The 12989-nt window shown below is 55.8% G+C and carries 9 protein-coding genes; 4 read left to right on the top strand and 5 right to left on the bottom strand.

What is annotated here, in order from left to right:
• Nucleotides 1–14: 14 nt before the first annotated feature.
• Nucleotides 15–677, bottom strand: a complete 663-nt coding sequence (locus tag HMPREF2980_RS05855; protein WP_070690754.1) for a hypothetical protein — start codon at nt 675–677, stop codon at nt 15–17.
• A 493-nt stretch (nt 678–1170) separates the two neighbouring features.
• Nucleotides 1171–2871, bottom strand: coding sequence for a potassium channel family protein (locus tag HMPREF2980_RS05850; protein ID WP_070690751.1), 1701 nt, complete (start codon nt 2869–2871; stop codon nt 1171–1173).
• A 113-nt stretch (nt 2872–2984) separates the two neighbouring features.
• On the opposite strand from HMPREF2980_RS05850, the gene HMPREF2980_RS09435 reads away from it, so the two are divergent.
• The 4 genes from HMPREF2980_RS09435 (at nt 2985) to HMPREF2980_RS05835 (ending at nt 9446) form a co-directional block, all read left to right on the top strand.
• Nucleotides 2985–3215 (top strand): hypothetical protein, encoded by a 231-nt coding sequence (locus tag HMPREF2980_RS09435; RefSeq protein ID WP_141744435.1) that lies wholly within the window; start codon nt 2985–2987, stop codon nt 3213–3215.
• A gap of 140 nt (nt 3216–3355) precedes the next feature.
• Nucleotides 3356–4351 carry a restriction endonuclease gene (locus HMPREF2980_RS05845; RefSeq protein WP_070690749.1) on the top strand — a complete coding sequence of 332 codons (996 nt, stop codon included), beginning with the start codon at nt 3356–3358 and terminating at the stop codon, nt 4349–4351.
• Nucleotides 4352–4719: 368 nt separating this feature from the next.
• A complete protein-coding gene (locus tag HMPREF2980_RS05840) occupies nt 4720–7626 on the top strand; it encodes an FAD-binding and (Fe-S)-binding domain-containing protein (RefSeq protein ID WP_070690745.1) in 2907 nt (968 codons plus the stop codon).
• A 266-nt stretch (nt 7627–7892) separates the two neighbouring features.
• Nucleotides 7893–9446, top strand: a complete 1554-nt coding sequence (locus HMPREF2980_RS05835; protein ID WP_070690742.1) for a hypothetical protein — start codon at nt 7893–7895, stop codon at nt 9444–9446.
• A 74-nt stretch (nt 9447–9520) separates the two neighbouring features.
• Here the strand turns inward: HMPREF2980_RS05835 and HMPREF2980_RS05830 are convergent, their stop codons facing one another.
• The 3 genes from HMPREF2980_RS05830 to HMPREF2980_RS05820 form a co-directional block, all read right to left on the bottom strand.
• Nucleotides 9521–9787, bottom strand: a complete 267-nt coding sequence (locus tag HMPREF2980_RS05830) for an aminotransferase (protein ID WP_070690739.1) — start codon at nt 9785–9787, stop codon at nt 9521–9523.
• A gap of 550 nt (nt 9788–10337) precedes the next feature.
• Nucleotides 10338–12371 (bottom strand): threonine--tRNA ligase, encoded by a 2034-nt coding sequence (gene thrS / locus HMPREF2980_RS05825; protein ID WP_070690737.1) that lies wholly within the window; start codon nt 12369–12371, stop codon nt 10338–10340.
• 132 nt (nt 12372–12503) lie between these two features.
• A complete protein-coding gene (locus tag HMPREF2980_RS05820; RefSeq protein WP_070690734.1) occupies nt 12504–12947 on the bottom strand; it encodes an ArsR/SmtB family transcription factor in 444 nt (147 codons plus the stop codon).
• Nucleotides 12948–12989 lie beyond the last annotated feature (42 nt).

The following is a 12989-nucleotide window of genomic DNA, read 5'->3' as shown; positions in this document are numbered from 1 at the left end:
CCCCGGCAGCGCGCTTAGCTGTGCTGCTTTTCCAGGTGAATGATGCGGGTGGCACCCTCAAAGGTCATGGGGAAGCTCAGCACGCCGTCCTCCATGGTGAATTCCTTGGTTTCCTTATCGGAGGCGTACGGCGCATGGCTCAGCTTCGCATGGTCCACGTGCGAAATGTAGCTGAAGTTGCCGGTCTTCGCCTCGAAAGTGCCAACCCAGAAGGGGGTTGCCAGCTCTTCGTGGTTCAGGTGGTAGGTGACCTCGATAATGCCGTCGTGAATGACGGCATCCATGTAGTTCTCGAGGTTGGTGGAGTCCTGCTGAACCCAGGTGCCGTCCATGATTTTCTGCGAGCGCGCAACGGCTGCAGAGGAAGGCATGGGCGCCGCGGTGTATGCGGTCTGTTCCTGAGCATCCGGCGTATAGCTACCGGCACCCGCCGGCGCGGGGGTTTCAGTGGGCTGGGTCGCGGTAGGGTGAATCGACGGGTCATGCGAGGCATTAACCGCCGCCTTAATTCCGGTGCTGTCATCGCCGGGGGCGGAAACGGCACTAGGCTCGACGGTTTCAAAAGCTGCGGGGTCAACAACCGCACTTGCGGAGGCGTTATTCGGTGCGGGTGCACACGCGGTGAGAGAGAGCGCGCCGAGTAGAGCGAGCGCGCCCAGAGTGGACTTAGGTACCACGAACGTGTCCTAACAGAGTATGTGTTTGAGTGAGTTTGTGAGTTGAGTGGTGCCTCCCCGTGAGTGAGGTGGGGATACGACGACACCCCGTAGCGCATTGAGGCTACAGGGCGTTCGATAACCGGCACGGTAGATAGTTTATAGGCTCTGGCTAGGAGTTTCACCAGTGGCGGCCATTTTTAAAAGATAGTTTGGTCACATTAGATCTTAAGTTGAGGGGTTTTTCGCGCACACGAGCCCCAATTTGCACTCTCCACGGGCTAATTTTGCCTCGACAAGGCGAAATATCCCGCACGGTGGCGTGGGCGGCAATTTTCTTGCCTTCGTCTTGCCTTCGCGTGGGCTCGGCACCCAAACCCACCGCTTCAATAAGTATGCGGTGTGGGTTTGAGCGCCAAGCCTCAACTGAACTGTTATATCTGCGCTGCTATCTGCGCTACCGCAACCGAGCCGCTACAGCCCGGTTACTGTCCGCAGGGTATTTGCGAGCGGACTACTGCTTGCGGGAACGTAGCGAGAACTTCTCACGAATAATCGTGAACGTCTGGCGGGTCTCCTCCAGCAGGGCGACCGGCTCCTGCTCGCGCACCGCAACCTCATGAGATGCCGAGGAGTCGGCAGGTTCACCAGCCCGCGCGGCGCCGGGCGCGGTGTTCGGGGTAGCCTCCGCAGAAGCTGCCGCAGCAGCACCCGGAGCGCCAGGAGTACCAGGGGCAGTAAAGCCCGCGGCGGCGCTGAAACCGGCGCGGCGTGCCGCCTCCGCATCCGAAGGAACCGGGTGCACACCGTCTTCATCCACGACCTCACGCAACGTGTAGTCGCGGGCTTCACGGCGCGCATACTCACGAGCCAGCAGGGCACGCAACTCAGAAATCTCCTGGCGAAGATCGTCCACGTCAGCCTTGGTTGCGGGGTACTCCTGCTCCTCCCTGCCACCAAACTTTTCGATAATCCAGCTCGCGAGCGCACCGGTAGCAACCGCGACCAAGCCCCCGCCGTACAGCATGACGATCACGGCGATGACCCTGCCGATACCGGTGACCGGGTAAACGTCTCCGTAGCCGACCGTGGCGAGGGTCGTGAACATCCACCAGTAGGCGGTGGGCAGGTCACGAATCATCGCGCCCGGCTCGGAGGACTCCACCGAATAGATCGACAGGGCAAACATGATGATGAAGATCGCGGTGTAGCCGAAGAGCTTCATCCCCAGTTCGGAGAGCCTCTTGTATTGGCGGTTGGCGGTCAGGTGAATCATGGCCAGGAAGCTAACGATACGCCACGCCGGCAGCAGCACGATGGCCAGGTTCATCAGGTTGTGCGTGATGAAGTAGAGTCGCCGCGGCGCCAGGTACAGGCGCACGCAGTAGTCGGCGGCGAAGAGGCCCCACAGAATCATCTGAATGATGTTGAGGTACCCGTCGTACGGCTCCTGAATGCGCGTACTCATGATGGGCGCGGCAAACGCGAGCAAGTACAGCACGGACGCCACGAACATGGGCCGGGAGGAACGCTCCTCCCACGCGGCCAGGTTCTTCTCGCCGCGGTACTTGCTGAGCGTGCGGAACAGGCGGGTGCGCGGGGCGCGACGCGGCGGGTCCGTGACGGTGCGGGTGACCGTGCGGATGGTCGTGGTGTGCGTTTCAGGTTCGCCTACGTCAATAATCTCGGCGGCACTATCAGGGTTACCCTGGGTGCCTGCCTTCTGGGTGCCAGCTTTCTGGTCGCCCTTGCCGTGCGGGTGATGCGTGGTGCGGGTGATGCGGCGCTCCTCGCGGTGCGTACCGTCCGGCGCATCGGTGGTGGCGTATTCTTCGACGACTTCTTCGTAGTCGTCGTCGGGGTTCAGGTCGGTGGAGTAGACGGAGTGGGTGCTGTCCAGGCGGGCGCTATCAATCTGCACGGCATCAACCTGTACTGCCTCCATGCCGGGGGCGGTAGCCTCTGCGGGGCTACTTGCTGCAGCACTAGTTTTGGCGGCACTGGATTCTGCCGGTGCCGACTGGGTATAACCAGCCTTCGTGGTATTCTCAGCGGCGGCTTCAGATGCGGTAGTTTCAGATGCAACAGTTTCAGGGCGCGCAGACGCACCCACCGGGCTGTTCCCCGGAATATTGCCCGAGGTATTCCCCGAGGTATTGGGTGCTGTGCCGTTCTTTACCGTGTTGTCTGTCTGGTTCTGTTCTGCCTTATCCATAGTGTGAATGATACTCCACGCCGTTGCGTTTGCGTTTCTATTTCGTTGCACTGTGACCTTGTGCTGTGACCTTTGGGCGGCGGTCTTTACACCGCGGTTTTGTGCACGATACTGTGTCGAAATCGGGCGGCGGTTCGGTTGCGGTGGAGAACCGTTCGGGTGCGAAGATGACGGTGTATTGTGCGGGTGTGGATCGTAAGGAGCGTAGTGTGCCTGCGGGTGGCCGCGTGTTTGTGGAGGATTTGGGGGTGCGTGCTTCGGCGGGTTCTCCCCTATTTTGTGGTGTGGTGACTTCTGATAGTACTGCTAGCTGGAATGTTACGGCCCTCGGCGGGCGTGCCTAAGAGCAGCTGCGGCGCTAATAAAGCCTGCACAAGGGAAAACAGGCACCTCTGGTAACGATTATCTTTTGTATTAGAGGTATATTAAGAACGGACTACCCGCCGTTATTAACCAGCCGTTATCAATCAATGGAGATACACCGATGACCGCTCAGTCGCCTGATACCACTGAGGTTGAACTTCCCAAGTTCTACGAATTCATTCCCAGCATTCTTGCTTACCTATCTGACGGCAACTCCCGCACCAATAAAGAGATTTATAGCGCTGTAGCAGAGCGCTACCCGCTTTCTGACGAGCAGCTACTACCCTACCTGCCGAACGGCAAGCGTCCCGTCTATGTGGACCGCATTAGTTGGGGCTTGACCTATCTCAAGATGTTCGGTGCGGTTGATTCCCCTCGCCGCGGTCAGCAGGTTATTTCTGACGAAGGCTTGAAGCTGATTGAGGCTCATCCTGGGGGCATCCCCGATGATGTCGTCGCGCATATCGTTCGTTCCGCCCGCAGCACGCGTGAGCGTTCCCAGTCTGATAGTTCCGAGCAGGACCCGCAGGAAACCCCGAAGACCGCTACCAAGACTGTTGCCGTCACGACTGCACCCTCTGAGGTGTCTGATAGCACCCCGCAGGAACTCATTGATGAAAGCATCACTCAGATTGAGTCCGCGCTGACGCACGATATTTTGGAACGCGTCCGCGCAATGTCTCCGACTGCTTTTGAGCATCTGGTGGTGGATGTTCTGTTGGCGATGGGCTACGGCGGCCCGGCAGGACGCGGCACCGTTACTCCGGCTTCCAATGACGGCGGCGTGGACGGAATCATTGACCAGGATGCGTTGGGTCTTTCAAAGATTTATGTCCAGGCTAAGCGTTACGCCAAGGACAATGTGGTGGGACGCCCTGCCCTTCAGAGCTTTGTGGGCGCACTGCACGGCAAGGCAACGCAGGGCGTGTTCATCACGTCGAGCTCCTTTACGTCTGGCGCACGCGGCTACGCGGAGGAACTTGGTGGCGGAGTTTCCCTCGTTCTGATTGATGGTGAGCACCTGGCACGCCTCATGATTAAGTACGGTGTTGGTGTGCAGGTGGCACGTACGTACACCATCATGAAGCTTGATGAGGACTTCTTCGACGAAGCCTAAACATTACATAAGCGTGGGGTGGAAAGCATGTAGTTTTCTGCCCCACGCTTTCTTTTGGGTTAGCCGCCTTTTTGGTGAGCCGCTGGAATGTTACGGCGCTCGGCGGCCGCGCCTAAGAGCGGCCGCGGCGTTCTGCGTGTGGTGGGTGCGCCTCCTCAGATATACCCAGGTAGCCCCGCACGGTACCCCCGGAAAACCAGCAAATACGCGGCAAACCTACGCATCGGCACGGTGTATAGCCCACCCCCTTTATGGTGACAAGTAGTCGCCAAGCTTAGCCATAGCTAACCAGAAAAGACGGCGTTCAAAGGAAGATACTGGAATAAGGACAGCATTCACACCCTTCACCAGTAAGGAAGCTCAAGATCATGACCGTTGTGTCAAATACATCTGAAGCACTCAAGTCCCCCTACGCGGACACCCTCAACCGTCTACTTTCCGATGCACGCGCAGAAGCCGTCGAATCGAGCGTCTCCGAACTCGAACGCCTCGCTATTGCACACGACGCATCCCACTACCTGCTCGTGCCCGCCGGCCTGGTCCGCCCCGACTCCGCCGAAGACGTCGCCAACATCTTCCGTGCAGCCGGTGACCTCGGCCTGCCGCTGACCTTCCGTTCCGGCGGCACCTCCCTCTCCGGCCAGGCAAGCGGCGACGGCCTGATGGTCGACACCCGCCGCCACTTCAAGAAAATTGAGGTCCTTGAAGACGGCAAGAAAGTGCGCGTACAGCCCGGCGCGACCATCATGATGGTCAACAACTACCTGGCACCCTACGGCTACAAGCTCGGCCCGGACCCGGCATCCTGGTCCGCCTGCACCATCGGTGGCGTGGTCGCGAACAACTCCTCCGGCATGTCTTCGGGTACCGCCTACAACACGTACAACACCCTGGACTCCATGGTGTTCGTGCTCCCCAGCGGCACCATCATCGACACCGCAGAACCGGACGCCGATCAGAAGCTGCGCTCCCTCGAACCTGAACTTCACGAGGGCCTGCTACGCCTGCGTAAGCGCGTGCTTGAAAACCCCGAATCCATGGCGAAAATCCGCCAGCAGTACTCCATGAAGAACACCATGGGTTACGGCCTGAACTCCCTGGTCGACTTTGAGACCCCCGTAGACATTCTGCAGCACCTGCTGATTGGTTCGGAAGGCACCCTCGGTTTTGTTGCTTCGGCAACCTACCGCACCCTGCCGATTCTGAAGAACATTTCCACCGGCCTGCTCGTGTTCGACAACCTGATTGATGCTGCACGTTCCGTGCCTGAACTGGTTGCTAACAAGCTCGCTACCGTCGAACTGATGGACGCCACCAGTATTCGTGTGGCTCAGCGTACCGGTCAGGCTGCAGAGGCGCTCGCCGCCATCGATGCGAAGGATCACGCCGCCCTGCTGGTTGAGTTCCAGGGCAACTCCGAGCAGGAGCTGAACGACCTGGCTGCCGCTGCGGCACCCATGTTTAAGAGCCTGCCCGTGGCTTCGCCGGTGTCGATGACCAGCAAGCTGTCCGAACGTAACGCACTGTGGGCTGCCCGCCGTGGCCTGTACACCACCGTTGCGGGTAACCGCCGTTCCGGCACTAACGCGCTGCTGGAAGACGTGGTTGTGCCCGTCGAGGCTCTGGGTAACACCTGTAGCGACCTGACCAAGCTGTTCGATTCGCACGGCTACCAGGATTCCGTGATTTTCGGTCACGCGAAGGACGGTAACATCCACTTCATGCTGAACGAGCAGTTCCGCGACCCGAAGCAGCTGGACCGCTACCGCGAGTTCACCGAAGAAATGGTTCAGCTGATTCTCGGTAACGAAGGCTCGCTGAAGGCTGAGCACGGTACCGGTCGTATCATGGCTCCGTTTGTGAGCCGCCAGTTCGGTGAGGAACTCTTCGACGTGATGCGCCAGATCAAGCGCCTCATCGACCCGGAGGGCTTCATGAACCCGGGCGTTCTGCTGGTTGAGCCGGACACCGACTACGTGACCGACCTGAAGGTCGCTGAAACCGTTGAGGAAGAAGTCGACCGTTGCGTGGAGTGCGGCTACTGCGAGCCTGTCTGCCCCTCCCGCAACCTGACCCTCACCCCGCGTAAGCGTATTGTGCTGCGCCGTGAGATTGCTGCCGCTGAGGCGAACGGCGACCACGAGCTCGCTGAGCGTCTGCGTAAGGAGTACGAGTACTACGGCATTGAGACCTGTGCTGTGGACGGCATGTGCCAGACCCGCTGCCCCGTGAACATCAACACCGGTGACCTGATTCGCCGCCTGCGTTCTGAGAACCAGGACAAGCTGGCCGCTACCGGCTGGAAGATTGCCGCACAGCAGTGGGGCATCATGGATAAGGTCGCCGGTAAGTCCCTGACTGTGGCTAAGAAGCTGCCGTTCCCCGTGGTGCACGGCACCACCAACATTGCCCGCAAGGTCATGGGTGACGACATGGTTCCTTCCTACAAGAAGGACCTGCCGGTTGGTGGCCCGGCACGTAAGCCGCACAAGGACGCAACCGCTGAGATTGTGTTCTTCCCCGCCTGCGTGAACTCCATGTTCGGCGGTGTGGATGGCGACGGCAAGCACGACCCGGTCAACGCAACCCAGGCGTTCATCCGCCTGTGCGAGCGTGCGGGCGTGAAGTACCGCATCCCCGACAATATTGGTGAGATGTGCTGCTCCACCCCGTGGAAGTCGAAGGGCTTCACCGACGGCTACTCGATTATGAGTGACCGTGTGCTGAAGTCCCTGTGGGAGGCTACTGACGGTGGCCGCCTGCCGGTCGTGTGTGACGCTTCGTCCTGTACTGAGGGCCTTGAGGTGATGCGCGAGAAGGTTATTAAGGCGCTTGAGCACAAGATCGTGAACGGCCTGAAGCCGGGTGAGCCGGACTACTCGCGTCTGCGCATGTACGATGCGGTGCAGTTCGCCGCGGACAACATGCTGGACAAGCTGACCGTGTCCGCTCCCCTGCCGTCGGTCGCTCTGCACCCGACCTGCTCCATGACTCACTTGGGTACTCAGCCTGCGTTTGAGAAGATTGCGAACGCGATGAGTGACGACGTGTATGTGCCGAAGCACTGGGGTTGCTGTGGTTATGCGGGTGACCGCGGTATGCTGCACCCGGAGCTGACGGCGAGCGCTACGGAGGCGGAGGCTGCCGAGCTGAGCGAGCAGAAGCAGTTCGCCGCATATATTTCGGCGAACCGCACCTGTGAGCAGGGCATGACGGAGGCGACCGGCCACAGCTACCAGAACGTGCTGCAGCTGCTGGAACGCACCACCCGCTAAAAGGTTGAGCGCATAGCAACGGTATAAAGAAGGGACCCGGCGGGCTATCTAATGGATAGCCTGCCGGGTCCCTTCTTACATATCATGTACCGCACTAATTCACCCATGCATGCCTCGCTATACAAAATACAGAGCAGAAGAAGTTCTCATTTAAGGCATCGTGCACCTCACATCAGCTATACTAGATGTGTATCACATATAAATAAAGTACATAATTATTTCAATATAATAATTTTCATCCAATCCATTCACAGAAAGGTAACAGTATGCCTAATACAATCCCTGGTGACCCCCTGAAGTCACTGGCTCAACTCGGAAGCTGGTTCGAAAAAAGAAAGCACAACAAACTCAAAAAAGAAGAAAATGATATCAGAAAAGAAGGAAACAATATCACAAAAGAAGGAAATAAAATCCAAGAGGGCAGGAATGATATCTATAGCAGACAGAATAACCTGTCGAATTTAAGAATAAACATTAAAAATATGTACTCAAAGGACTCGGCAGTGGCGGAGAAAGCAGTGGAAGAAATATTTAAAGAGATAGATTTTTATTTAGAAGAATACAAAAATACTGGAGATATAAAACATCAAACGGAAGCACAGGACCTTCTGAATAAAGTCTGTCTTTATGCTCGAAATGCAGGAATTTCCAATGGTGCTAACCTGCATGAGAACGACACATGCAATGCCATTGCAAAACAAATTAACACACGATTCATCGCAACTGATGAAAATGGCTATGATTGGGAATCCCTCGTTATTGATTTACGTGGCGCACTTTTCTCAAAGAAAGTCTCTATAGAAAATATTAAATCAATAAAAAATTTAAAGCTGGATGGATGTAAATTCCAAGATGGCCTCTCACTCAAGCTTGCTTATTCAAAGACTGATGAAAATAATTATTTGAAACATGACCCCATATCCCTATCCGATTGCACCTTTGATGGAGATTTAAATATCCACGGAGATTCATATTCCGTAACACAAGAAATAAATCTTAAAAAGAATACTTTTACAAATGAGGCAAAGCTAGATATTCGCAATCTAAGTGCAACCGAAAATGGACGTCTACCCATTATAATTGAAGGCAATTCCATGCCTCACGATATATTTTTCACTTCTATCATATCAGCTACCATACAAATTGGTCGCAACAACAAAGACGATCTCAAGAAAACCGAAACGCCTGGCGGAATTGTTGTTAAGAATTGCGAAAATGCAGATTTCAATATATATAATCACACCATTAATGGGAGCTTAAAATTTATTCCGGAAGATAAAGACAGTATATATAGGACGAACACGGCAGAGAATATATACTTGGAATCTTGCGAAATAAAGGGATTCGTTACGATTGGAACATCTTATAAAAATGCTAGATATGAAAAAATTAAAAACATTAAAATTGTCGGGGCAACCATCCATAACGGGCTCTACATTACCGCAGAAGAGATCAGCAGCATATGGTTTGAGTATGTCGACTTCCTTATTGAAGGGAAAGCTCTATATAACTCCAATGATGCCGAAAGTGTCGATTTTTTCAATTCTACAAAAGTCCAATTCTATAATATTGGAAAAATTGACACACTACACCTGCATCAAGTTAACTTCTACGCTCCAGTTAGTATTGACGCGATTCAAATAGATAAGTTTCACCTAACTACAACAAATTTCTACGTAATTAAGCCTCATGTTGTATGGAGTACCCATAGCGAGGAACATTGCCTATCTTGTTTCCGCATTACATTCAATAGTAATACCACAACCAATCATGCTGTTAGTGTGGGTGGTCACCAAGGTGCATATAAATTAGATTCCTAATAAGAAATAGAAATATATTTACGCCCTAGGGGCTTGATAAAATACATTTTGTTTTTATCAAGCCCCTAGGGTATTTATATATCTACGTTGAAAAGGCGGGCGTGAAGCTCCCCGTCAGTCTCCGTCACGATAATGACCGGTTTACCGCCCGCAACCTTGTGCGCGCGGCGGAGCACTTCAGCCTCTTCTTCGCCGGGAGCCGCAGGGATGACGTGGCACTCCCCTCCCGCCTTCTGTGCAGCGAGCGCAACAAGTGCCCTGTGTTCCGGGTTTCGGCGAGCAGACAGGTTGAAACGACCCGCAATACGAGCCCGCTCCTTCATCACCTCAACGCTTGCCATACCTTCACTCTTTCAAATGCGCTTCAACAGCAAAGCCTGATACTTCTTCGTAAACAAACCTTGCTCCCCGAAAAACCCAGCGGGTTATCTGATGGATAGTCAGCCGGGTCCGTTTTCGTCTGCTACAGCACTTATTTTCGACTATTCAATAGTCCAATAATCAATACTGCTATTGAGATGCCGTAGAGAATTCCAAGCACTAGGTCGCTGACATTTGACACCACATTCAAGATAATTGCCAGGATCAAGAACAGCATCCCAACAGGAACATACTTATTCGACTTCATACGCTCGTGCTCCCTCGATAATCAACAGTAATGCGTCATTTTCAGGACCATCCAGATACCCATTTTCTGAATGACTATGGACGTTCGCCTTACTACCACGCTAGCATTCTGGGACTAAAAACTCCACCACAACACACTTTTCTACACCCAACCGCACTCCCCCACCCCCGCCTCCTCAACGCGTGTAAAAACCACCCCCTCCGCAGCTTGTCGCCGCAAAGGGGGTGGTTTTCTATATAGCTAGGTAGAAGCCTAACCCCTTATTACTCAGCAGCCTCAGTGCTGGGCTTGGGGTCTTCGTTCACGCGGTTGCGGATATGCTCCACAATACGTGCCACAGCCTCATCCACAGGCACACCATTCTCCTGCTTGTTACCGCGGAAACGGAACGAAACAGCGCCGTGCTCCGCATCCTCACCGCCAGCAATCAGAATGAACGGAACCTTCTCAGTAGACGCAGTACGGATCTTCTTCGTGAAGCGATCCGAGCCGTAATCCACCTCAACACGCACACCGTGCGCACGCAGCTTATCCGCGATCTCGGTCATGTAGTCGTTGAACGCCTCAGCCACCGGCACACCAATCACCTGGACCGGCGAGAGCCATGCCGGGAACGCACCCGCATAGTGCTCAGTCAGCACACCCAAGAAGCGCTCAATCGAGCCGAACTTCGCCGAGTGAATCATGACCGGCTCCTGCACGGTACCGTCCGCAGCCTGGTACTCCAGACCGAAACGGCTCGGCTGGTTAAAGTCATACTGCACGGTCGACATCTGCCAGGTACGGCCAATCGCATCCTTCGCCTGAACCGAAATCTTCGGGCCGTAGAACGCAGCACCACCAGGATCCGGGACGAGCTCCAGGCCGGTCTCCTTCGCAACCTGCTCCAGAACCGCGGTAGCCTCCTCCCACTGCTCATCGGTACCGATGAACTTATCCTTCTTATCACCCTCAGTGTCGCGGGTGGACAGCTCAAGGTAGAAGTCAGTCATGCCGAAGTCCTCAAGCAGGCTCAGCATGAACTTCAGCAGGTGACGCACCTCGTCCGGTGCCTGCTCCTTCGTCACATACGAGTGGGAGTCATCCTGGCTAATCATGCGCACGCGGGTCAGGCCCTGCAGCACGCCGGACTTCTCGTCACGGTACACGGTGCCGAACTCGAAGAAACGCAGCGGCAGCTCACGGTACGAACGGCCACGAGAACGGTAAATCTCGTTGTGCATCGGGCAGTTCATAGCCTTCAGGCGGTAGTTACCGTTATCCAGCTCCATGGAGGGGAACATGCCATCCGCATAGTACGGAAGGTGACCGGAAGTGTAGAACAGGTCTTCCTTCGAAATGTGCGGGGTGCTGACGTACTGGAAACCCTCCTGAATGTGGCGGGTACGCACATAGTCTTCCATCTCGCGCTTAATCACGCCACCCTTAGGGTGAATCACCGGCAAGCCGGGGCCAATGTTCTTCGGGAAGGAGAACAGGTCCAGCTCACGACCCAGGCGGCGGTGGTCACGGCGCTCCGCCTCAGCGATGCGCTCCTTGTACGCCACCAGCTCTTCCTTAGTCGGCCAAGCGGTACCGTAAATACGCTGCAGCATGGGGTTCTTCTCAGAACCGCGCCAGTACGCACCACCGGCACGCATCAGGGCGTAACCGTTAGCAATCAGCTTGGTGTTCGGCAGGTGCGGGCCGCGGCAGAGGTCCTTCCAGACGGTCTCGCCGGTCTTCGGGTGCACGTTGTCGTAGATGGTGATTTCACCCTCGCCGACCTCCACGGATGCGCCCTCGGCAGCATCCGCACCAGAACCGGGGCCCTGGGTCAGGGAGAGCAGCTCCAGCTTGTACGGCTCGTTCGCCATCTCGGCGACAGCCTCGTCGTGGGTGACCACGCGGCGGCGGAACAGCTGACCGGACTTGATGATCTTAATCATCGACTTCTCGATCTTCTTCAGATCTTCCGGAGTGAAGGGCTCAGCCACATCAAAGTCAAAGTAGAAGCCGTCAGTAATGTACGGGCCAATGCCCAGCTTGGCGTCCTTACGGTACTCCTGCACCGCCTGCGCCATCACGTGCGCGGCAGAGTGGCGCAGAACGTTCAGGCCGTCCGGCTCGTGAATGAAAACCGGCTCAACGGAATCGCCAGCAGACAGCTCGTGGGAGAGATCAACGAGCACGCCGTTCACGCGTGCCACAACGATCTTCGGGTCGTCAGCGAACAGCTCAGCGGCAGTCTTCGCGGTGACCTCGCGCTCCTCACCAGAAACGCTAATAACAATTGCTGAAGAATCAGCGGCAGACATAAGTCTCCTTAACTCAGGCGCAAGCGTGCCACTCGGGGCGCCGCGGGTGCGCATACTATTCCGCACTGTACTGGTGCACGGACACACACCATCTTACAACGGCTCCCAGCCAACGCTCAGCTTGAGGGCAGACTAGTCCGCATGATGCTCACGCGTATGCTCATACACGTCAACCACAATGTGGCTAATATGGTCGTCCTTCAGACGGTAAATGGTGGTGCGGCCCTGCTGCTCACGGTCAATCACGTGCGCCTCACGCAGGATGCGCAGGTGGTGCGATGCGAGCGGCTGCGAAATGCCCAGGCAGGTGTGTAGTTCACTCACGCTGTGCGGGCGGTGCATCAGGTGGTGCGCAATCGCCAGGCGTAGCGGGTTCGCGAGCGCAGAGAAAATCGCCACGGACGGGCCGAACTGTTCCTCCCAGTCTTTGGGGCCGCTGCCTTCGAGGAGGGGCGCGTTGGTGGGCACCTCGTGGGCGTGCTCCACGGCATGCTCTACGGCGTGCTTCGCTACCTGCTCGGCGGCGTAGTGAGTGTGGGTGGTTTCGTTCTGGTCTGTGTGCTGGCTCTGAGTCATAGTATTTTCACCTTATGTACAGGAAAGGGGGCACGTCAAGGA

Origin of the sequence: Rothia sp. HMSC076D04 (genome assembly GCF_001814645.1) — a bacterium.
GTDB lineage: Bacteria > Actinomycetota > Actinomycetes > Actinomycetales > Micrococcaceae > Rothia > Rothia mucilaginosa.
The sequence above is the reverse complement of the archived record's forward strand: the minus strand, read 5'-3'. Positions and strand labels throughout refer to the sequence as shown.